The 21,934-nt window shown below is 72.8% G+C and carries 18 protein-coding genes; 9 read left to right on the top strand and 9 right to left on the bottom strand.

Annotation, left to right across the window (positions count from 1 at the left end; all coding sequences use genetic code 11):
* The first annotated feature begins 8 nt into the window (after positions 1–8).
* From ABT294_RS11630 to ABT294_RS11600, 7 genes are all read left to right on the top strand, one after another.
* The gene (locus ABT294_RS11630) at positions 9–1,571 is read left to right on the top strand and encodes a class I adenylate-forming enzyme family protein (protein WP_350805266.1); all 1,563 of its coding nucleotides are present in this window, start codon (positions 9–11) and stop codon (positions 1,569–1,571) included.
* Positions 1,568–3,628 (top strand): acetate--CoA ligase family protein, encoded by a 2,061-nt coding sequence (locus ABT294_RS11625; RefSeq protein ID WP_502912014.1) that lies wholly within the window; start codon positions 1,568–1,570, stop codon positions 3,626–3,628. The genes ABT294_RS11630 and ABT294_RS11625 overlap by 4 nt, the downstream gene beginning before the upstream one ends.
* Positions 3,615–4,364 (top strand): glucose 1-dehydrogenase, encoded by a 750-nt coding sequence (locus ABT294_RS11620; RefSeq protein ID WP_350805264.1) that lies wholly within the window; start codon positions 3,615–3,617, stop codon positions 4,362–4,364. The genes ABT294_RS11625 and ABT294_RS11620 overlap by 14 nt, the downstream gene beginning before the upstream one ends.
* Positions 4,365–4,440: 76 nt before the next feature.
* Entirely contained in the window at positions 4,441–5,196 is a 756-nt protein-coding gene (locus ABT294_RS11615) for an ankyrin repeat domain-containing protein (RefSeq protein ID WP_350805263.1), read from the top strand.
* 352 nt (positions 5,197–5,548) lie between these two features.
* Positions 5,549–7,606 (top strand): CHAP domain-containing protein, encoded by a 2,058-nt coding sequence (locus ABT294_RS11610; RefSeq protein WP_350805261.1) that lies wholly within the window; start codon positions 5,549–5,551, stop codon positions 7,604–7,606.
* A 334-nt stretch (positions 7,607–7,940) separates the two neighbouring features.
* Positions 7,941–8,795 carry a helix-turn-helix domain-containing protein gene (locus ABT294_RS11605; RefSeq protein WP_350805260.1) on the top strand — a complete coding sequence of 285 codons (855 nt, stop codon included), beginning with the start codon at positions 7,941–7,943 and terminating at the stop codon, positions 8,793–8,795.
* 84 nt (positions 8,796–8,879) lie between these two features.
* Complete coding sequence (locus tag ABT294_RS11600; protein WP_350805259.1) at positions 8,880–9,218, top strand: hypothetical protein; 339 nt, start codon at positions 8,880–8,882, stop codon at positions 9,216–9,218.
* A 172-nt stretch (positions 9,219–9,390) separates the two neighbouring features.
* On the opposite strand, the gene ABT294_RS11595 is transcribed toward ABT294_RS11600, so the two are convergent.
* The 6 genes from ABT294_RS11595 to ABT294_RS11570 form a co-directional block, all read right to left on the bottom strand.
* Positions 9,391–10,287 carry a hypothetical protein gene (locus ABT294_RS11595; RefSeq protein ID WP_350805257.1) on the bottom strand — a complete coding sequence of 299 codons (897 nt, stop codon included), beginning with the start codon at positions 10,285–10,287 and terminating at the stop codon, positions 9,391–9,393.
* 88 nt (positions 10,288–10,375) lie between these two features.
* Positions 10,376–11,209: a TIGR03619 family F420-dependent LLM class oxidoreductase gene (locus ABT294_RS11590; RefSeq protein ID WP_350805256.1), complete on the bottom strand. Its 834-nt coding sequence runs from the start codon at positions 11,207–11,209 to the stop codon at positions 10,376–10,378.
* On the bottom strand, positions 11,206–12,231 hold the full coding sequence (locus ABT294_RS11585; RefSeq protein ID WP_350805253.1) for an acyl-CoA dehydrogenase family protein: 1,026 nt from the start codon (positions 12,229–12,231) through the stop codon (positions 11,206–11,208). Before ABT294_RS11585 ends, ABT294_RS11590 begins: the two co-directional genes overlap by 4 nt.
* Positions 12,228–13,343, bottom strand: coding sequence for an acyl-CoA dehydrogenase family protein (locus tag ABT294_RS11580; protein ID WP_350805251.1), 1,116 nt, complete (start codon positions 13,341–13,343; stop codon positions 12,228–12,230). The genes ABT294_RS11585 and ABT294_RS11580 overlap by 4 nt, the downstream gene beginning before the upstream one ends.
* Before the next feature lie 294 nt (positions 13,344–13,637).
* Positions 13,638–14,603 carry an alpha/beta hydrolase gene (locus ABT294_RS11575; RefSeq protein ID WP_350805250.1) on the bottom strand — a complete coding sequence of 322 codons (966 nt, stop codon included), beginning with the start codon at positions 14,601–14,603 and terminating at the stop codon, positions 13,638–13,640.
* Positions 14,604–14,799: 196 nt separating this feature from the next.
* A complete protein-coding gene (locus tag ABT294_RS11570; protein WP_350805248.1) occupies positions 14,800–15,474 on the bottom strand; it encodes a type 1 glutamine amidotransferase domain-containing protein in 675 nt (224 codons plus the stop codon).
* A gap of 73 nt (positions 15,475–15,547) precedes the next feature.
* On the opposite strand from ABT294_RS11570, the gene ABT294_RS11565 reads away from it, so the two are divergent.
* The gene (locus tag ABT294_RS11565; protein ID WP_350805247.1) at positions 15,548–16,411 is read left to right on the top strand and encodes a LysR family transcriptional regulator; all 864 of its coding nucleotides are present in this window, start codon (positions 15,548–15,550) and stop codon (positions 16,409–16,411) included.
* A gap of 166 nt (positions 16,412–16,577) precedes the next feature.
* Positions 16,578–17,306: a dienelactone hydrolase family protein gene (locus ABT294_RS11560; protein ID WP_350805246.1), complete on the top strand. Its 729-nt coding sequence runs from the start codon at positions 16,578–16,580 to the stop codon at positions 17,304–17,306.
* Here the strand turns inward: ABT294_RS11560 and ABT294_RS11555 are convergent.
* The 3 genes from ABT294_RS11555 to ABT294_RS11545 are packed head-to-tail and all read right to left on the bottom strand — an operon-like array spanning position 17,294 to position 21,923.
* Entirely contained in the window at positions 17,294–18,034 is a 741-nt protein-coding gene (locus ABT294_RS11555; protein WP_350805244.1) for an ABC transporter ATP-binding protein, read from the bottom strand. The genes ABT294_RS11560 and ABT294_RS11555 overlap by 13 nt on opposite strands.
* The gene (locus ABT294_RS11550) at positions 18,034–20,646 is read right to left on the bottom strand and encodes an ABC transporter permease subunit (protein ID WP_350805243.1); all 2,613 of its coding nucleotides are present in this window, start codon (positions 20,644–20,646) and stop codon (positions 18,034–18,036) included. The genes ABT294_RS11555 and ABT294_RS11550 overlap by 1 nt, the downstream gene beginning before the upstream one ends.
* The gene (locus ABT294_RS11545; protein ID WP_350805241.1) at positions 20,643–21,923 is read right to left on the bottom strand and encodes an ABC transporter substrate-binding protein; all 1,281 of its coding nucleotides are present in this window, start codon (positions 21,921–21,923) and stop codon (positions 20,643–20,645) included. The genes ABT294_RS11550 and ABT294_RS11545 overlap by 4 nt, the downstream gene beginning before the upstream one ends.
* Positions 21,924–21,934 lie beyond the last annotated feature (11 nt).

Below are 21,934 nucleotides of genomic sequence, written 5' to 3'. Positions count from 1 at the left end.
GCGCTCCGATGCCCTACGGCAACTACGGCCACGCGATCCTGACCGCCGGCGCGATGCGCAGCCCCGACCGGGTGGCGCTGACGTACTGCGGCGAGCGGAGCTTCACCTACGACGAGCTGAACCGGGCCGTCAACCGCCGCGCGCACGCGCTGCTCGCGGCGGGCGTCACGCCGGGCACGCGGGTGGCGGCGCTGCTCAACGAGACGCTGCACGTGGCGCAGGTGTACCTGGCGCAGGCGAAGGTGGGCGCGGTCACCGCGGCGCTGAACCCGTACTGGCCGGTGGAGACCCTGCGCGGGGTCGTCGAGCAGTCGGGCTGCACGGCGTTCGTCTACGACTCGACGGTGGAGCAGGCGGTGGCCTCGATCAGGCCGTCGCTGCCGGGCGTCACCACCTGGATCAAGGTCGGCGGCCCCGGCGCGGACTCCGTCGACCTCGACGCGCTGGCCTCGGAGGCGTCCGAGGAGGAGCCGCCGCTGCGGGGCTTCCACGACGATCCACTGGCCCTCTACTACACGTCCGGGACGACCGGACTGCCCAAGGCGGTCGTCCACACGCACGCCTCGTCGCTGGCGACCGCCCGCATCTGGCTGGACGTGCCGCGCGGCCCCGACCCGGTGTTCGGCACCGGCGCGATCATCTGGGGCATCGGCTTCCCCGCGATCGTCGGTCCGGCCCTGTACGGGGGCATGCGGCTGGTGCTGGAGCAGGACTGGGGCCCGGCCAACTTCCTGCGGGTGGTGCCCAGGGAGCGGGTCACGCACGTGTCGCAGATCCCGTCGTTCTACGCGGCGCTGCTGGGCTCGTCCGAGCACGAAGGGGTGGACCTGTCGTCGATCCGGGTCATCATGCTCGGCGGCGAGCCGCTGACGTCCGCCATGCTCGACCGGATCAAGGCCCGTCTGCCGGAAGCGGGCGTGTACTCCTACTACGGCCAGACCGAGGCCCCCTACACCTGCATGGGCCGGGTGGACGACGGCTCCACCCCGCTCGGCTCGTCCGGCAGGGCGCGCACGGGCAACGCGGTCCGCGTCACGGACCCGTCGGGACGCCGGGTCGTCGACGAGGTCGGCGAGATCAACCTGGCGGGCCCGCACCGCATGACCGGCTACGACGGCCTGCCCGACAAGACGGCCGAGGTGCTGCGCGGCGACTGGTACGTGGGCGGCGACCTGGGGACGCTCTCCCCCGACGGCGTCCTGCGGGTGCTGGGCCGCCGGGAGGACGCGATCCTCAGGTCGGGCGTCTGGACGCAGCCGGTGACCATCGAGGAGGCGGCCCTGGCGGTGGACGGCGTGGCGGAGGCGGGGGCGGTCGGCGTCCCGGCGCACGAGGAGGGTCAGGAGGCGGCCGAGCAGCGCGTCCTGCTGGCGGTGGTGGCGCGTTCCGGGCACCCGCTCGACCCGTCCAAGCTGGCGCTGGCCCTGGCCGACAGGCTGCCGCCGCACCAGCGGCCCGACCGCATCGTCGTGACCGACGCGCTCCCCCACTCCGCCGACGCCTCCGGCGGGCCGGGCAAGCTGCTGAGACGCGAGATCCGCGAGCTGCACGGCCACCTGTTGGCGCCGTGAAGGCCGTGACCGAGCACGAGGCGAAGGCGCTCCTGCGGGAGGCGGGGGTGCCGGTGCCGCGCGGGGTCGTGCTGCGCGTCCCGGACGTCGCCCCGCCGGCCGACCTGGCGGAGCCTCTGGTGCTCAAGGCGTTCGGGCCGGGTCTGGTGCACAAGTCCGACGTCGGGGCGGTGCGGCTCGGCCTGACCCGGGCGGACGTCCCCGCGGCGGTCGCCGAGATGCGCGCCGCGCTGGAGGCCCGGGGCGTCGCGGCCGACGGGTTCCTGGTGGAGGAGCAGGCGGCACCCGGCGTGGAGCTGATCGTCGGCCTGGTGCGTGATCCCGGGTTCGGGCCGGTGCTGCTCGCCGGGCTCGGCGGGGTGTGGACGGAGGCGCTGCGTGACACGGCCCTGCGCCTGTGCCCGATCTCGGAGACGGGCGCGCGCCGGATGCTGGAGTCGCTGCGCGGGGCTCCTCTCCTGCACGGCCACCGGGGCGGCCCCGCCGTGGACGTGGACGCGCTCGTCAAGCTGCTCATGACGGTCGGCGGCCCCGGCGGGCTCTGGGAGCGGCTGGACCTGGGCGAGTTCGAGATGAACCCGGTCATCGCCACCGGTTCCGGGGTCGTCGCGGTGGACGCCCGGTACCTCCCCGGCGACACGCCCGGGCCCGCCCCCGCCCGCCGGACGGACTTCGGGGCGCTGTTCGAGCCGAAGGCCGTGGCCGTCGTCGGGGCGTCCACGAGCAGGCCGAACTTCGGGAACATGTTCCTGGAGTTCTACCGGGCCGCCGGTATGCCCGTCGTGGCGGTGCATCCCGAGGCGGACGAGGTCGGCGGCGTGCCCGCGGTGCCGACCCTGGCCGAGGCCGACGTCGACTACGCGCTCGTCGCGGTCCCCGCGGAGCGGTGCGCCGAGGTCGTGCGGCAGGCCGCCGGGGTGCCGTTCACGCAGGTGATGAGCGGCGGGTTCGCCGAGTCGGGACGTCCCGAGCTGGAACGGCGGCTCCTCGCGGCGGCCCGCGAGGCGGGGACCCGGTTGCTCGGCCCCAACTGCATGGGCGTGTACTGCCCCCGAGGGCGGCAGACGTTCGTCGGCGGCGGCGTGGGCGCGGCGGGGACCGTGGCGCTGGTCTCCCAGAGCGGCGGGCTGGCCGGAGAGGTCATCAAGGTCGGCGAGCGGCGGGGGCTGACGTTCAGCCGGGTCGCGACCGTGGGGAACGCGGCCGACGTCACACCCGCCGAGCTGCTCGGCTGGCTGTCGGAGGACGCCGAGACCCGAGTCGTCGGGCTGTACCTGGAGGATCCGCGCGACGGGCGGGCGCTGTTCGAGGCGCTCTCGGCCACGTCCCTGCCCGTGGTGCTGCTGGTCGGCGGGCGCAGCGGGCAGGGCAGGCGGGCGGCCGCCTCCCACACCGGCGGGATGGTGAGCGACGCGCGGGTCTGGCAGGCGCTGGCCGACCAGACCGGTGCAACCCTGGTGACCGGCCAGGACGACCTGATCGGCGTGCTCGGCTTCTTCCAGGCCCACGGGCGGCGGCCGACCGTCGCCGGGACGGGCGTCCTGGTGATCGGGCCGAGCGGCGGCGCGAGTGTGCTGGCCGCCGACGCGTTCGACCGCGCGGGGCTGCGCCTGGACCCGCTGCCCGGCGAGGCGCTCGACGCGCTGCGCGGCCTCGGGCTGGGCGCGGGCAGCTCGCTGGCCAACCCCCTGGAGGTGCCCGTGGGGCCGCGAGGGCGGGCCGACCTGGTGGAGCGGGCGATCGCGGCGATCGTCGGCCACTGGCCCTACCCGGACGTGGTGGCGCACGTCAACGTGCAGAGCTTCTTCACCTACGGGACGTCCGCGGAACCGCTGCTGGAGTACGCGCGGCGGCTGGCCGCGGCGCAGGACGGGCTGCCGGGCACCAGGATCACGCTGGTCACCAGGAACGGCGAGTGCGCGCCGCCGGGCGTCGAGGACGAGGTCCGGGCGATCGTCTCGACCTCGGGCGTCCCGGTCTACCGGAGCATGGAGGCGGCCGCGGTGGCGGTCGCCGCCGGTCAGCGATACCACGGAGGCATCGATGGGGCTGCTTGACGGCAAGGTCGCGCTGGTCACGGGCGGGGCCCGGGGGATGGGCGAGGCGCACGTGCGGCTGTTCCTCCAGGAGGGCGCCAGAGTGGTGTTCGGGGACGTCCTGGACGAGGAGGGCAAGGCGCTGGCGGACGAGACGGGGGCGACCTACGTCCACCACGACGTGACCAGCCAGGACGACTGGGACCGCGCCGTCAGGACGGCCACCGAAACACACGGCAAACTCGACGTCCTGGTCAACAACGCCGGGATCCTGAAATTTCGGCGTATTGAGGAGATGTCTCCCCACGAGTTCGACCAGGTGATCAACGTGAACCTGAAGGGCGCCTGGCTCGGCATCAAGGCCGCGATCGCCCCCATGCGGGCGGCCGGTCGCGGCTCGATCGTCAACATCTCCTCCATCGAGGGCTTCATCGGGGCCGAGGGCCTGTCCGCGTACGCCGCCTCGAAGTTCGCCATCCGTGGCATCACCAAGTCGGCGGCCCGCGAGCTGGCGCCGTCCAAGATCCGCGTCAACTCCGTGCACCCCGGCGCGATCAACACCTCGATGGCCCTGAACCCGGAGCTGATGGCCGAGGTGGACGCCGAGGCGTTCGTCAAGTCCATGGTCATCAAGCGCTTCGCCAAGCCGGTGGAGGTCTCGCACGTGGTGGCCTTCCTCGCCTCCGACCGTTCCAGCTACTGCACGGGCAGCGAGTTCACCGTGGACGGCGGCCTCCTGACCGGCGCCGGCTACTGAACCTCGCCACGGCTGAGCGGCCTGCTCGGCGAAAACCGGTGGGCCATCCGGCCCTCTGCCGTACAAACTGGGCCGTATGACGGGAAGTGAGCTCGTGTCCGCGGCCGCGCTCGGGGACGCCGCGGCAGTCAGGCGACTGCTGGACGGCGGCGTGTCCCCGGACGAGCCCGACGAGTACGGCAGCACCGCCCTCTACCGGGCCGCCGTACATGGGGACGCGGGCATCGTGCGCATGGTGCTGGCGGCCGGCGCCGATCCCGACAGGGAGAGCGAGGGCGACAGCGAGGGGCTGCCCCTGTGCGCCGCCGCGTCGTGGGGGCACCTCGAGGTGGCGCTCGCCCTGCTCGACGCCGGCGCCGACCCCGACCGGCGAGAGGACGTCACGAGGACCGCCATGGCCGCTCTGCACTGGGCGGCCGCGTGCGAGCACCTGGCCGTCGTGAAAGCGCTGCTCGACCGAGGCGCCGACCCCGACGTCCGTGACTCCTTCGGCCGCACCGCCCTGTCGCGCGCCGCCGAGCACGGCGCCACGGCCGTGGTCAGGACACTCCTCGAGCACGGAGCGGACCCCGCGGCGGCCGACGACCATGGCCGGCGCCCCGTCGACCTCGCCAGGGAGTATGCGGGCCGCGACATCGAGGCCGAGGTGCTCGCGCAGGCCACCGAGTACGCCCCTCAGGGGGCGCGGATCACCGTCCGCCGCGAGAGGTCCGAAGGGGGCGACGTGCGGGTCGTGGCCGAGGTGCGCGACAGCGACGGCGATCTCCGTTCTGAGCGGCATCTCGGCACCGGCCACGCCGAGATCGTCCGTCTTCTGGAAGCCCGTCCGTAGCGTTCTCACGGCCTGACTCGACGCACAGGCTCACGGACTGTAGGACGGGCCTCACCCATCGTGGACACGGCGCTTAAACCACGACACGGGTAGATCTTTTTACCTTTAAGCATCCTAGTATGGACATTTCTGGCAAGCTCTTGGCCAGGTCTTTGCACTACGCGACACACGGGGGGCTTACTTGACGCTGGGTTTGACCTGCCCTTTTGTCACGGTAGCCGCCGTTCGTCGCGGAAGACTACAGGCCTTCGGAGTTGTCACACCTGCCCCAGAGTGCCCTCGGTACCCCTACATGCGTGGATAAATCCGATCTTGCCCGGAAGGGTTCCTCAACACGTCCATGACGCCAGAGATGCAGAAGTTCATCGACCTCCTCGAGAGCGAGCTCGGCTACTCCGAGAAGGCCGGTGCGTACACCAAGTTCGGCCACTGGTACGGCAGCAACGTCGAGTTCGACGCCGACTACAGCTCGGCCCCTTGGTGTGACATGTACCTCTCGTGGGCCGCGCACAAGCTCGGCTACGAGGACTGGATCGGCCAGTTCGCCTGGACGGTCAGCCACGCCAAGTGGTTCAAGGCCCAGGGCGCGTGGGGCCACACCCCCAAACCCGGTGCCTTCGTCTTCTACGACTGGAGCGGCTCCAACGACATCGACAAGATCGACCACGTCGGCGTCGTGACCAAGGTCCAGGGCAACAAGATCTTCACGATCGAGGGCAACATCGACGGCGGCGTCGCCAAGCGCAAGGAGCGCGACACCAGCAAGGTCGTCGGCTACGGCTACCCCGACCGGATCAAGGCCCGCCTCGACGAGGAGGCCGCCCAGAAGCGGTTGGACGAGGCGGCGGCCACGTCCGCCAAGGCGAGCACCGGCGACGGCGCCCAGGACAGCCTCAGCTCCTTGATCCCGCACGTCGAACAGGGCGCTCCCCTCGCCGTCCGGCCCAAGCACGCGAACAACGCGCAGCAGGCACCCGCGCCCGCCGTCGCCAAGCCGACGACCGGCTCCACGCCCACCGTCGCACCCACCACCGGGCCCACCAGCGGGGCCACCACGAAGGCGACGCCCGCCAAGAAGGGCAAACACGCCAAGCCGGCCACCGCGGACACCCAGGCGATCACCGCCGAGCCTCTCCCCCAGGTGACCACCGCCTCCGCCCCGGCCCCGGCAGCGTCCCTCGGCTCTCCGGCCCTGATCGGCTCGGCCCTGGTAGCGGCGCTCGCCGTCCTGGCCGTGGCGAAGACCAGGCAGCTCCGGCTCCGTCCGGCGGCAGCGGCGGCCTCCCCCGCCCCGAAGCCCGCCACCCGCGCTCGCCGCAAGCCTCGCTCCGCCCCCGCCGCGACGTCCCGGACGGCCGCGATCACCAGCCCCGCCGCCGAACAGCTCACGCCCGCGCTCGCCACCCCCACCCTCAGCCTCACGACGGCGACCGCCACCCCCGACATCAGCGTCACGACGGCGACCGCCCGTCCCGACACCAGGCGATCCCTGGCCGGAAGTGCCGCCCCCGACATCAGGCGGCTCCTGGCGGGGAGCGCCATCCCCGACGTGCGGCAGCTTCTGGCCGCCGTGGAGGCGATCGCCATCCCCGAGGCGACGAGCCCGTTCGACGCCTTCGCCCGGCCCGCGAGACCGTCCCCCCGCCACGAACACGTCCCGCAGCCGCGCCGGGACATCCGCGTCGAGCCTTCCACCGGCGCGTACCACGGCAGGCGCCGCCGCCGGGACCACCCGGCCGACGCGACGTCCCGCCCCCTCCTGCGCGGACGCGCGGACGCCCTGTACGGCCGCGCGGAGACGCCGAACGCCCACCCGGAAACGCCCTACAGCCGCTCGGAGATGTCCATCGGCCACCCGGACAGGCCCTACAGCCGCTCGGAAACGCTGCACGGACGCCCCGAGACGCCCTACAACCGGCCAGACCGGCAGGACACACCGTACGGCCGTTCCGAAGCGCCGCACGGACACCCGGAGGCGCCCCTGCGTGGCCGCCGCCACCGCCCGGCATCCGGCGACACGAACCACCCCGACGCATTCACCCACGACACCGCGCCACGCGGCCGCCGTCACCGCGGGCAGGCGTCCGCCTCACCCGGGCCCGCGCAGGACACCACCCCGAGAAGCCGCCGCACCCTCACCTCGGACGCCCCGCTGCTCACCTCCCCCATCCCGGCAGCGTCCCTCCAGCCGCTGCCTCGCCGGGAACCGCGTCTGACGCGCCCCGGCGGGGACGATCCCATCGGCGTCGCCGACCTCTTCAGCCGACGCACCTACACGACCGCCGCCGACGACCGCGACGGCACACTGGTGGCCGCGGGCGCGGGGCTCGACAGAGGTGACACCCCACCCGCCCCCACCCGCCCGAGGCAACGAACGCCAGGCTCCCGCCGAGGCCGCCACCGCGCCTGACACCTCCCAGCCGACGCCCGCGACCGGAATCGGACGATCCGCACGCGGGCAGGCGCAGCGCGCCCGAACGCCCCGGACGCAGCACGCCGGGTCGGGCTCAGCCGCTCTCGTGCGGCGGCTTTGGTGGTGCCCGATCGCCCGGCGGCGCGCCCGCACAAACCGCGCCAGGCGACCAACAAGCTTGCGCCCGACATTTCACATAGGAGCCCGAAAAACCATCAGAATCGCCCTTAAGTCCGTATAAGAACCACGCAACATCAAGGGACAAATCGCAACTACGGCGTTATGGTGGCCAAAAAGCTGACCGTACGTCTAACACGAAGGTCACCCCACCATGGCCACCCTCCAGCAACGCTTGGACGAAGCGCAGGGCATTCTCGCGGCCCGACTCAGAGAGATCCGCAACATGGCCGGACTCACCGGCCGCGACCTGGCACAACAGGCCGGATGGCATTTCTCCAAGGTCTCCAAACTGGAGAACAACAAGCAACTCCCCACAGAAGTCGACGTCCGCGAATGGTGCCGGATCTGCGACGCGGAATCCCACATCGTCGATCTCATCGCCAACGTCCGGAACATCAACACCTTCTACACCGAATGGCGTCGCCTCGAAGAGACCGGCATCGGCCACGTGCAGCGCTCGTTCCTCCCCTTATACGAGCGGACCAACCAGTTCCGGGTCTTCCAGCACAGCGCGATCCCCGGACTGATCCAGACCGAGGCGTACGCACGCGGCCACCTGTCGCTGATCGTCAACTTCAGGGGCATCCCGGACGACGTCGACAGGGCCGTCCAAGCACGCATGAAACAGCAAGAGGTGATCACGGCCGGGACGCGCCGGTTCGCGTTCCTGATCGGGGAGCAGGCACTCCACACACCGTTCTGCGCACCCGGCGACATGGCCGGCCAGATGGACAGGCTCACGGAGGTGTCCCGCCGGGCGAACGTCAGCCTGGGCGTGGTCGTCTGGCGGGCTGAGACGGGGATCTGGCCGCCGGAGAACTTCTGGATCTACGACACCGAACAGGTCCGGGTGGACACGGTTCCCGGGCAGGTCCGCGTCAAGGCACCCGGGGACGTCGTGCTGTACGAGAAGGCGTTCCAGACGCTGTCCGAGTCGGCCGTCTACGGGGCCGAGGCACAGGAGCTGTTCGCGTCGGCGCGGCGGAAGTGGATCGGAAAGGAGTGACGGACCGGCAGGTTTCTCGGGGTCCACGAGGAACATCGAGCAACATCGTGGACCCCCGGGAACGATCGTTCATAGCGTCCAGACATGGACGCTTCAACCCCCCAGCGCCCGGAGACCCGGAAAGTCAACGTCGTGATCAACGGCTTGACGACCAAGGTCCCGAAGGACGCAGCGAACGTCTACCTCGTCGAAGCTCACCTGGATGAGCAGTCACCCGCCACGGTCACAAAGTCGATCCTGACGATCGACATCATGTTCGCCTGGACCTGGCTGATCGAGATTCTCGCCAACGGAGGTTGGGGCGAGGTCGTCGCGTTCGACATCGTGTACAAGAACGCTCCCCGATGGTCACGCAACCTCGGCCGGATCGACGGGCCGACAAGACACCCGAACCCCCTCCGGCACACTCGGCCCGAACCCTGACGACCACGGCCGACCCGGCTGCCGTCCCTCTCACGTGGTCACGCCCCGCGGCGCACCCGACCGCGGGTCAGGGACGCCCTCGTAGTCGGTCCAGGATCCGACAACCCCCAGTCGTTCGCTTGGCGGGAGTCGGCCTGGCGACTCGGCCGGTCGATCTCCGTGGCGGTGGGTACTACGCCGCCGGGATCCTGGCGTTCCGGCGGAGGATGTCTATCGCGCGCACGGTGGTGTGGCCGCGCCAGTCCAGGGAGCCGGCGGGCGAGATCGTGGCGTAGTCGACGGTCCAGCCGCCGTCCGCCTGCTGGAGGGCGGCCAGGCGGTCGAGGTCGGCGGAGATCACCTCCGGGGTGAACAGGTCCCGCGCCGGGCGGCCGGGGTCGGGGGCGAAGTCGAGCGGGTGCAGCGTCTCGTCCTCGGTGCCGCCCTCGACCTGTACGCGGCCGTCGGCGGGGACGTACTCGCCGAGACGGCGGAGGAGGCCGGCAGCCTCCGGGTGGGTGTCGTGCACGGCGTCCAGGAAACGCACTGCGAAGGCCAGCACGTACGCGTGGGGCGCCCGGTCGATCGCCTCGATCACGTCCAGGCAGTAGCGGGTGGCCCGCTCCAGCCAGGGATGAGCGGCGACGGCCGGGTCGTGGGCCGCGACCCGGTGGGCGGCGGCCGCGGTGACCGAGGTGATCTGCAACGCCGACACCGTGGAGTCGGCGCCCTGCCACCAGGGGGCGGTGCCCGCGGTGACGGTCAGGGGCAGCGCGAACGGCACGCCCCCGTCGGGCAGCGTCACCGACTCCAGCCAGTCGCACAGCGCGGCGGCCTGCGGGGCGGTGGCCGGGGCGATGTCCTCGAACACCTCGAACGCGTGCAGCGCGGCCCCGGGCTGGCTCTCCGGCGAGCGGAGATCAGGCTCCAGGCCCCAGCCGTAGCCGCCGTCGGGGTTGCGGTATCCGTCCAGGGCGGCCAGGGTCGCCGCAGGATCGGTCCGGTCCATCAGCAACTCGAAACGGCGACGGTCCAGGACACGCGCGTGCGTGGCCATGAAGTCGGCCGCCGTGGAAAGGTCGATGTTCACGCGTCCATCCTGCCGGGACGCGTGACCAGGCGTCTTGTACGAATCAGCCACCGTGGGGAGACCGTGGGGAGTCGGTCCGGCGGGCTGGTCATCGCGTGGTGAGGCCGTAGTCCGCGGCGAAGGACGTCAGACCGGCGACGGCGTCGCGGCCCCGGGCCCAAGGGCGGACGATCAGCCGGTCCACCCCGAGCGCCTCCCAGAGCGGCACCTCCTCCGGCGACGCCAGCGCGTACGCGTGCACGGTCACCCGCAGCCGACGTGAGCCCCGCAGCGCCGCCAGGCGGGCGAGCTGGGGCGCGACCGACTCCAGGGTGTGGGGCATGCTGATCCAGCCGTCGCACAGCCGGGCCGCCCGCCGCAGAGCCGCCGGCGACTCGCCTCCCGCCAGGATCGGCAGGCGATGCTGGACGGGCTTCGGCTCGAAGGCGACCTCCGGGAAGGAGTAGAACCGCCCGGAATGGGCCACCACCGGTTCGCTCCACAGCCGCCTGACCACCTCGATGGCCTCGTCCAGCCGGGCTCCGCGGCCGTCGAAGTCCAGTTCGGCAGCGTCCCACTCGCCGCGGTACCAGCCCGCGCCCACCCCGCACACCGCCCGCCCGGACGAAACCACGTCGAGGGTGGCGAAGGCGCGGGCCGAGACGAACGGGTGCCGCAGGGCGAGCAGGTGCACCGCGGTGCCGAGCCGGACCCTGGTGGTGAGCCCGGCCAGCCAGCACAGGTAGGCGGGCGCGTCGAACAGCGGCGTCGTCGGCTTGATGCCCGGCTTCGACGTGCCCGGGTAGGTGGCGAGCGACAGGTCGGTGGCGAAGACGAGATGCTCGGGCACCCAGACCGACTCGAACCCCAGCTCGTCGGCCGCCACCGCGACGTCCTTCCACGCGGCCGGGTGGAGCAGCCCGAGGGGCACGCCGAACTTCATGGATACCGCCGCGGCGGGCCGTCGAGGATGGCGGCGCGCAGGCGGGCGCGGTGCGCGGCGGTGCTTCCGTAGGCGTCGGAGAGGGACCAGGCTCTGGCCAGCCAGAAACGCAGGTCGAGCTCGTCCGTATAGCCGATCGCCCCGTGGACCTGCAGCGCCGTCCGGGCCGCGAGCACGGCCGCGTCTCCCGAGGCGGCCTTGGCGGCGCTGACGTCCCGATCCCGACCGTCCACCGCCTCCGCGGCCTGTGTGGGTTCCGCCGAGAGGGCGTCGGCGGCGTCCAGGGAGAGAGCGGCGCGGTGGACGAGCGGGGCGGCGAACTCGATGGCCACGGCCACGTTCGCGAGCTGGTGCTTGACGGCCTGGAAGGAGCCGATCGGCGCGCCGAACTGCGTCCGGGTGCGGGCGTGCGCCACGGAGACGGCGAGCAGCTCCCGAGCGACCCCGATGAGCTGGGCGGCGGTCGCGACGGTGGCCCTGCGCAACACTGGGACGTCCGCCGCTGTGGCGCCGTGTGATGCCGGGACGGCCGGTTCCATGGCGTCGCTGAAGGAGACCTCGAAGAGTCTCCTACACGGGTCGGCGCCGAGACGGGGCGTGAGCCGCACCGCCTCCCTTGGCAGCAGGTGCAGCCGGTTCCCGCGGGCCACCACCAGCAGGTCGGCCAGGTCGGCGTCCGGCGCGTACGTCTGCCCGGGAGGCAGTACGGCGACGCGGACCGCCCCCGACGCCAGCTTGGGCGCCCCCTCCAGCAGGTACGGCGCGGCCACGGCGGTCTCCACGACGGGCCCGGGCAGGCAGGCCCGCCCGGTCTCCTCCAGCGCGGGCAGCGCGTCGATCAGCCGCAGCCCCAGCCCGTCGTTCTCGGGCGGGACGAGCATCGCGAAGAACCCCACCTCGGCCAGCCGGTCCCAGGCGGGCAGCCGCTCGGTGCGGAGCGCCGAGGGCGGGCAGTGGGCGCGCAGGACGTCCCGCACGGTGGAGGCGAGGGCGAGCTGGTCATCGGTGAAGGCGAAGTTCATCGAGGCAACCCCAGGACGCGTTCGGCGATGATGTTCCGCTGGATCTCATTGGTTCCCGCGTAGATCGGCCCGGCGAGGGAGAACAGGAACCCGTCGAACCAGGGCGTCTCGGCTGCGCGGTCGCCGAGCAGGTCCATGGCCAGGGTGTGCATGCGCACGTCCAGCTCGGACCAGAAGACCTTGCCCATGCTGGCCGCCGAGCCGATCTCCTCCCCCGCCTCGATCCGGCGGGCGGTGGCGAAGGTGTGCAGCCGGTACGCCTCGGCGTCGATCCAGCACCGCGCGGCCCTGTCGGCGAGGACGGGGTCGGCGAGGACGGGGGCGGCGTCCCTGGCCAGGTGGACGAGCCGGTCGGCGGTGGCGAGGAAGCGTCCGGGGCTGCGCAGGGTGAGGCCGCGTTCCGACGAGGTGGTGGCCATGGCGACCCGCCACCCCTCCCCGACCTCGCCGAGCACCATCGAGTCCGGGACGAACACGCCGTCGAAGAACAGCTCGGCGAAGCCGGGCAGGCCGTCGAGCTGGGCGATCGGCCGCACGGCCACCTCGTCCAGGGGGAACAGGAAGTACGTCAGCCCCTTGTGCCGGGTGCCGGACGTCCTGAACAGGCCGAAGCCGTGGGAGGCGTAGGCGGCCCGCGAGCTCCAGGTCTTCTGGCCGTGCAGCAACCACCCGCCGTCCACCCGTTCGGCGCGGGACGTGAGCGCGGCCAGATCGCTACCGGCCTCGGGCTCGGACCACGCCTGCGCCCACACCTCGCGGGCCTGGGCCATCCCGGGCAGCCAGCGCCGCCGCTGCTCCTCGGTGCCGAACCTCATCAGCGTCGGGGCCAGCAGGAAGATGCCGTTCTGGGTGACCCGTCCCGGCGCTCCGGCGGCCCAGTACTCCTCCTCGAAGATCAGCCATTCGGTCAGCGAGGCGCCTCGTCCGCCGTACTCGGGCGGCCACGAGACGGCGGAGAGCCGCGCGCCGGCGAGCAGTTCCTCCCATGCGCGGTGCGCCTCGAACCCCTCACGGGTGTCCATGGACGGCAACGTGCCGGGGCTGTGGGCGGCCAGCCAGTCGCGGACCTCGGCGCGGAAGTCCTGCTCGGCCCTGGTGAAGTCGAGATCCACAAAACCAACCTAGCGCACGCTTGGTAGCCTGACCAGACGACCACCGGATCGCACAGGACCGCGCGGCAGCCCCGCCCACGACCGTCACACGGCCCCGCTCGGCGCAGCCACTCGCCCGCCACCGATGGCACGGCCGCCCGTGTCACGGCGAGCCTTGGCGGTGCCGCCCCTGGCTGCGCCGCTCTTGGCGGGCTCGCCCACGACGGGGCTGCCCGTGGAGGCGGGCCCGTGGCTGGGGCGTCCATGGCTGGGGCCGTTCGCGGTGGGGCCGTCCGTGGCACGGGTGTGGTGGTGTCAGCGGCGGAAGGCTCGTTTGAGGGCGGCGATCCTGGCGGCTCCGGCCCGGCGGCTCAGCTCGGCGTCAGGCATCAGGATGTCGAAGCCGTGGAAGGCGCCCGGGTACAGGTGGAACTCGGTGGACACGCCGGCCTGGACCAGCCGCTGGGCGTAGTCGACGCACTCGTCCCTGAACACCTCGAGTTCGCCCACGTCCACGAAGGCGGGAGGCAGGCCCGACAGGTCGGCCGCCCTGGCGGGGGCCGCGTACGGCGAGACGTCGCCGCCGCTGATCCGGTCGCCGAGCAGGGCGGTCCAGCCGAACAGGTTGGCCGCCCTGTTCCAGGTCACCGCCTCGGCGAACTCGTGGCTGGACGGCGTGATGTTGCGGTCGTCGAGCATCGGGCAGACGAGCAGCTGGAAGGCGAGGGCGGGGCCGCCTCTGTCGCGAGCGAGGAGCGCGGTGCCGGCGGCGAGCCCGCCTCCGGCGCTCATGCCGCCGATGGCCAGCCTGCCGGGGTCGATGCCCAGCTCGGCGGCGTTCCCGGCGGTCCAGACGAGCCCGGCGTAGCAGTCCTCGACGGGGGCGGGGTCGGGGTGCTCGGGCGCGAGCCGGTAGTCGACCGAGACCGCCACGGCGCCGAGCTGCTCGGCGTAGCCGCTGACGAGCGCGTCGTCGAACTCGGGGGCGCCGACGACCATGCCGCCGCCGTGGACCCAGTAGAGCCCCGGCGCCTCCTCGGACGCACCGGGCGGTCGGTAGATCCGGACCCGGACGTCGGGCTCGCCCCGGGGACCCGGCACCCGGCGGTCCTCGATGGAGACGTCGGTGCGCACGGGCGGCATCGCCGCGTACAACGCGTTGATCTGCGTCCGGCGCGCTTCGATGCCCTCAGGCCCCAGGGCGGACGTGTCGAACGTGAGCGGAGGCATCCGTTCGAGCCCGGCGCTCAGTTCCGGGTCGAGGTTGGGATGAAGCGCCATGCCCTGCCTTTTTCCAGGACGGGTCCGGCGTACTCCTCGACGCCCCGAACCCGCCCCGGGATCGGCGGCCCTCAGAGGGTCCGAGCCCGCCACCGGGTCCCTCAGAGGGGCCGAGCCCGCCACCCGGGACGACGTCCCTCAGAGGGGCCGGGCTCCGGAGACGGCCTCCGTCAGAAACCCACCCTGGGGACCGGAGTCAGCCCTCGGAGGTGGGCTGTTCGAGGAGTTCGAGCACCCGCTTGGCCAGTGGGGCTGCGCTGGCGGGGTTCTGGCCGGTGGCCAGGCGGCCGTCCACGACCACCTGCGCCTGGAAGTCGCCCGCAGGCTCGTGCCGGGCGCCGCGCTCGGTGAGGGCGTCGGCCAGCAGGAACGGCACCACCTCCGTCAGCCCCGCCGCCTTCTCCTCGGCGTTGGTGAAGGCCGCCACCCGCTTGCCCGCCACCAGGTGCGACCCGTCGGACAGGGTCAGGTTCACCAGCGCGGACGGCCCGTGGCAGACCGCCGCCACCACGCCGCCGCGCTCGTAGATCTCACGGCCGAGGCGTCGGACGTCCGGATCGTCAGGGAAGTCCCACATGGTGCCGTGCCCTCCGGCGTAGAGCACCGCGTCGTACGTGGCGGCGTCCACGTCCGCCAGCCGGAGGGTGCCGCTCAGCTCCAGGGCGGCGAGGAAGGCGGTCTGGGTGGGGTCGTCCGGGTCGAAGCCGTCCTGGGGCGGGGCGCCGCCCTGCACGCTGGCCACGTCCACGTCGAACCCGGCCTGGAGGAAGATCTCCCACGGGTGGGCCGCCTCGGGCACGTAGTACCCGGTCCTGCGGACCCCGCCGAGGTCGTCGTGGCTGGTCAGGGCGATCAAGATGCGCTTGGTCATGTCGTAGAGCATCGCCGCGCCCTGCCATCAGCCACAAATAACGAAATATCGCCTAAGGCATCAGAATGCTGATATGCCCATCTCGCTCGACCTGCTCAGGACCTTCCTCGCGGTCCACAGAACCGGCTCGATCACGGCCGCCGCGCAGACGCTCGGCCTGTCGCAGCCCGCGGTGACCGCCCAGGTCAAGGCGCTGGAGGCGGCGCTCGACCGGCCGCTGTTCGACCGGCTGCCGCGCGGCGTCGCGCCCACGGCCGCCGCCGACGAGCTGGCCCGCCGGGTGTCGTCCTCGCTGGACGCGCTGGACGCGGTGGTGGAGTCGGAGCTGCCGTCGGAGCAGTCCGTGCACCTCGGCGGGCCCGCCGAGTTCCTCTGCGAGGTGGTCCTGCCGCTGCTCGCGCCGCTGGTCCGCGACGGGCTGCGGCTGCGCACCACCTTCGGCCTGTCCGACGACCTGCTCGCCGACCTCGCCGCCGGGCGGCTCGACCTGGTGGTCTCCACGATCAGGCCGCGCGTCCGCGGCGTGCAGGCCGAGCCGGTGTTCGACGAGGAGTTCGTGCTGGTCGCCGCCCCTGGGGTGGCCGCATCGGGGCCGGCGGGCGCGCCCATGATCGCGTACGCGGAGGACCTGCCCATCGTCCGCCGCTACTGGCGGACCGTGTACGGCAGGCGTCCGTCGATGTCGGCCCAGGTCGTCATCCCCGACCTGCGAGGGGTGCTGAACGCGGTCCGCGCCGGGATGGGCGTCTCCGTCCTGCCCGCCTACCTGTGCGGACGGGACCTCGACGCGGGCACCCTCGTCGCACTGGCCGAGCCGGAACTGCCGCCGATCAACACCGGCTACCTCGCGGCCCGCTCGGGCGGCCTGGCAAGGGCGGCCGTGGCCCGGGTGCACGCCCACCTGCTGGAAACCCTCCGCGCCGCACCCCCATACTGACCGCCCCCGCAGAGGCCCGCTGCACTGACCGCCCCGGCAAAGCCCGCCCCGCCGTACCGCCTCCCCCTGCAAGCCGCCCTGACGTGAGACGCCTTTGAGAGTCTTTGCCAGGGTGGTCCTGTCCGTACCTGGATCAAGCCCCGACGCCCCGGGCAAGCTGTGAAGCATGTGCCACTCCACTGACAGCAGGCCGCCCGCCCCGCCGATCGAGGGCGAGGCCGCGTCGCACGGGCAGATCGAGCTGACCGCGGCCGACGGCAACCGCTTCCTCGCCTACCAGGCCGAGCCCGCCTCGCCGAACGGCCGCAGCGTGGTGATCCTGCCGGACGTCCGCGGCCTGCACCCGTTCTACCGCGACCTGGCGGTCCGCTTCGCCGAGGCCGGGTTCCGGGCCATCGCCATCGACTACTTCGGCAGGACGGCCGGGCTGGGCGACCGCGGCGACTCCTTCGACTACGGGAAGCACCTGTCGCAGCTGACCAACGACCAGGTCCGCGCGGACGCGCTGGCGGCGACGAAGGCGCTGACCGGCCCGGTCTTCACGGTCGGTTTCTGCTTCGGCGGCGCCCAGTCGTGGCGGCAGGCCGCCGAGGGCAACGGCCTGGCGGGCGGCATCGGCTTCTACGGCGCCCTCCGCTTCCTCAAGGACCTGCCCGACAGGCCCGGCGCGCCGGTGCTGATGCTGCTTGGCGGCGCCGACACGGTCTCCACGCCGGAGGAGTTCGACGCGTTCACGTCCAGGCTGGACCGGGCGGGGACCGAGCACGAGACGCACGTCTACGAGGGCGCCCCGCACTCCTTCTTCGACCGTTCCGCCTCCCAGTGGGCGGAGGCGTGCCAGGACGCGTGGCGGCGCATCCTGTCGTTCACCGAGCGTCACTCTCAGCCGAGGTAGGCGGCGCGCACCACCGGATCGTCGCGGATCTCGGCAGGGGTTCCGGTCGCGATCACCTTTCCGAGGTCCAGGACGACGAGCCGGTCGCAGGTGTCCATGACGAAGCCCATGTCGTGCTCGACCAGCAGGACCGTGGTGTCCAGGGCGGCGACGACCTGGCGCAGCCGGGCGGTCTGGTCGGCGTCCAGGCCGGAGGTGGGCTCGTCGAGCAGCAGCAGGACCGGGCGGTCGGCGAGGGCGCGGGCCAGCTCGACCAGCCGTCGCTGGCCGACGGGCAGCGCGGCGGCGTAGGCGTCGCGCACGCCCGCGAGCCCGCACAGCTCCAGCACCTCCTCGGCCCGCTCCCGGCGCTCGCGTTCCAGCCTGCGTCTGACCGGCCAGCCCGCGAGGTCCGCGAGCAGCCCGCCGCCACCGCCGTGCCAGTCGAGCGCGGCCAGGACGTTGTCGGCCACGCTGAGCCGCCCGAACACCTGCGTCCGCTGGAAGGTGCGGCGCAGTCCGGCCCTGGCCCGCTTCACCGGCGACACGGACGTCAGGTCCTCGCCCGCCACCCGCACCCGCCCGGCGCTCGGCCTGCGCAGCCCCGACAGCACGTCGAACAGGGTCGTCTTGCCTGCCCCGTTCGGCCCGATCACCCCGCAGACCTGGCCTTCCGGCACCTCGAACGACACCTCGTCCAGCGCTCTGACCCCGCCGAACGCCACCGACACGCCCTGGACCGCGAGCATCACGTCACCCCCAGGTAGGCGGCTGTCAGGCGGTCGCCGTCGACCTCGTCGCGGGGGCCCGTCCAGATCACCCGTCCGAGCCGCATGAACGCGACCCGGTCGGCGAGGGCCAGCGCCTCCGTGGCCTTCTCCTCCACCAGCAGCAGCGCCACGCCGCGCTCGCGCAGCTCGGCGAAGACCTCGAAGACCTGCTGGACCATGAGCGGCGCCAGGCCCAGCGACGGCTCGTCGGCGATCAGCACCCTGGGCGGCCTGACGAGCGCCGGGGCCAGCGTGAGCAGTTGCTGCTCGCCGCCGGACAGCGCGCCCGCGAGCACGGTGCGGCGGGCGGCGAGCTGCGGCATCCGGTCGTAGGCGGGGGCGGGGTCGTCCAGCCAGGTCCGCAGGTTCTCCTCGACGGTCAGGCCGGGGAAGACGCCCCTGCCTTCGGGGGCCAGCAGCACTCCGGCGCGCGCCCTGCGGTGGGCGGGCCAGGCGGTGACGTCCACGCCGTCGAGCAGGACGCGGCCCGCCGTGACGGGCAGGTCCCCGGCGGCGACGGCGCAGGCGGTGGACTTGCCCGCGCCGTTCGCGCCGAGCAGCGCGACCACCTCGCCGGGACGGACGTCCAGCTCGACGCCGCGCAGGACCGCGCAGTCGGCGTAGCCCGCCGCCACGCCCTCCAGCCGGAACAGCGGCGGCGTCCCCTCGCGGGGCGGGGCCTCCGGTGCGGGCACAATCTCGGCTGGAGGGGCGGGCCTGCGGCGGTGGCGGGCCTCGGCCAGCTGGGTGAGGACGCCGTCAGGGTGCCTGGCGAGGATCATGCCGCCCAGGCCGAACAGGACGGCGCCGACGTGCGCGGAGAGGTCCCAGGTCGCCAGGAGTTCGGGGACGGCCACCGCGACCAGGCCGCCCAGCACCGCCCCGCCGATCCTGCGCACGCCCTGGAGCACCACGATCGCCAGCCAGACGAAGCCCGAGAAGGCGGGCAAGTCGGTCGCGGTGATCGAGCCCTTGGAGATGGCGAACAGGACGCCGCCGAGCCCGGCTACGCAGGAGGCCAGGGCGAAGAGCATGATCTTGGCGCGGGGCGCGGAGAGGCCGGACGTGGTGGCGGCCGCGGGCGCGGAGCGGACCGCCAGAATCGCCCGTCCAGACGCCGATTTTTCGAGATTTTTCACCAGAAGGGCGACAAGCCCGATGAGGGCCAGCACCAGCACCACCCGCACCCGAGGGTCGGACGTGTCCGCGATCCCGAAGCCGAGCGCGGGCAGCGGCCACCCGATCGTGCCGTTGCTGAACGCGTCCACCTGGAAGAGCACCTGGTCGGCGAGGAGCGCCAGAGCGAGCGTCGCCAGCGTGAGCACCCGCCCGCCCAGCCGCAGCGCGGGCAGCGCCACCAGCATGCCCACCGCCCCGGCGGCGAGCACTCCGAGCACGATCGCCAGGAAGAACGGCAACCCGGACGCGAACGCCCAGCCGCAGGTGAGCGCGGCCATCGAGGCGAACGCGGCCTGCGCCAGGTTGACCATCCCGCCGATCCCGGTCACCACGACGAACGAGCAGAAGATCAACGCGAGCACCAGGCCCTGCGCGGCGATCCCGACGTAGTACGCGGGCGCGGCGAACGTGAAGACGGCCAGCCCCGCCAGCCCGATCGCCCACGGCAGCCGTCTGCGCCACGGCGGCAGACCCGACAGGTGATCGGGCGGCGGCGCGTCCTCCGACGCGCTGCCCGCCACCCGGTCGCGCGACCGGTTCAGCAGCACCAGCCCGGCGAACAGCAGGATCACCGGAACCGCGGTGCGCAGCCCGGTGATCTCCTGCAGGAAGTCCGTGTACCCGGCGACCAGGTTCTGCACCACGCCGAGAGCGAGCCCGGCGGCGAACGTCCACGGGATCGAGCGCAGCCGCCCGAACACCGACGCCGTCGCCGAGGCGAACAGCAGCACGGTGTACGCGGTGGCGTCCAGGCCCAGCACCGGCACGGCCAGCACGCCGGCGAGCCCGGCCAGGCCCGAGCCGAGCATCCAGGCCAGGGCCGAGGTGGCGTCCACGTCCACGCCGCGCAGCCTGGCCAGGTCGCGGCGGTCCACCGCGGCCCGCATGCGCAGGCCGTACGGGGTGTGCCGGACGAATGCCCACAGACCGGCGGCGACCACCGCCGCGAAGCAGAACGTGATCAGCTGGTCGGTGTCCAGGTGGGCGCCGAGCAGGTCGAAGCCGAGCGCCGGGTGCGGGCCGACCCCGCGTGGGAGCGCGGTGGCGTCCGCGGCCGGGAGCCCGAGCAGGTCCACCGCCAGCAGGCCGAGCGCGGGCAGCGCGATCGTCAGGCCGATCGTGGCGACGATCTGCGCGGTCTCGCCCGCCTGCGTGAGCCCCCTGAACATCGCCAGGTGCAGGACGTAGCCGAGCGCGGGCGCGAAGAGCGCGACGGCCAGCAGCGCCGACAGCCAGGCGGGCAGCCCCACGGCCACGTTGAGCTGGTAGAACAGCAGCGCGGTCAGGAAGCCGACGGCGCCGTGGGCGAAGTTGAACACGCCGGTCGCCGCGTACGACAGGGTCAGGCCCGAGCCCATGACCGCGAAGATCGCACCGGTGACCAGCCCGCTGAGGACGTAGCCGAGGATCATTTGAGCGGCACGTTGTCGAAGCACTTCATGCTCTTGGCCACCTGGAAGGCGCCGCCCTCCAGCTTGACCAGGGCGCCGCAGCCGTTCGGCTCGCTGTGGTCCTTGGGGTACCGGATCCTGCCGAACCCGGCGTTGTCGTAGGAGTAGTCACCGTTGCCGGTGGCCAGGAACTTCTCCCTGGTCAGGTCCTTGCCGGTCTTCTTCAGCATGTCGAGGAAGATGTCGGCCGACCAGTAGCCGATCGCCAGGTGCTGGGTCAGCACCGTGCCGGGGGCGACCTTCTCGACGTCCGCCTTGAGCTGGGCGATCTCCGGAGCCGTCGACTCGAACGGCTCGAACATCGGCGCGGCGATCACGCCCTCCATCGCCTGGGCGCCGGCCTGGTCCTTGAGGATGGCCGCGTCGTAGCTGGTGGCGTCCGTGAGCGTGCCCTGGTATCCGGCCCGCTTGAGCGCGGAGTACAGGCCCACGTTGAACTTGGTGCCGGCGATCACCGAGACCACCACGTCAGGGGCCTTGCCCCCGGCCGAGGTCATGATCTTGTTGACGTACGGCAGCCAGTCGGGCGGGGGCGCGGCGGCGGGCAGCCCGGAGTTCAGGCCCACCAGCGTGAAGCCGGCGGCGGTGAACGACTGCGAGATCGTCGTCCCGCCGTACTTGCTGCCACTGGAGTCGGTCGTCTGGACGTACACCGTCTTGCCCTGGGAGCCGCCGAGCAGGTCCGCCATCTGCCTGCCCCACCAGGTCTGCGAGCCCGCCCCCTGCTTGGGGGCCAGGCAGCCGTTATAGCCGAACCCGGTCTTCGTGCCGCACCACTGCGGGCCCGTCGCCCAGCCGAACCACGGCACGCCCTGCTGCTCCAGGAAGGCGGCCCCGCCGAAGTTCGGCGCGTGCACCGGGACCAGCGCGAACACCTGGTCCTTCTGGACGAGCTTCTTGGCCGCGGCGTCGCCCTTGGCGGCGTCCTGGCCGTCGTCCTCGGCGCCGACGAACTCGATCTTCCGGCCGTTGACGCCGCCTTCGGCGTTGGCCCGCTCGAACCTGGCCCTGGCTCCCGTCTCGGCGTCCTTGGTGGAGTAGCCGCTGGCGGAGGTCTTGGTCAGCACTCCGCCGACCCGCACGGCGGTGTCGGTCACGCCCGGGACCGCGCCGCCCGCCGTCCCGCCGCCCTGCTGGGCGGCGCACCCGGCGACCACCACCACCGCCAGCGCCACCGCCGCCCGTCTCCCCCGGGACTTCCCCGCCGCCAGCACCGTCCCGAGGTTTCGCCGCGACATCGCCTCACCCC

It is taken from the genome of Nonomuraea sp. NPDC000554 (genome assembly GCF_040300065.1).
Classification (GTDB): Bacteria; Actinomycetota; Actinomycetes; order Streptosporangiales; family Streptosporangiaceae; genus Nonomuraea.
Note: the sequence above shows the minus strand (reverse complement) of the source record. Positions and strands in the feature narration are given on the sequence as shown.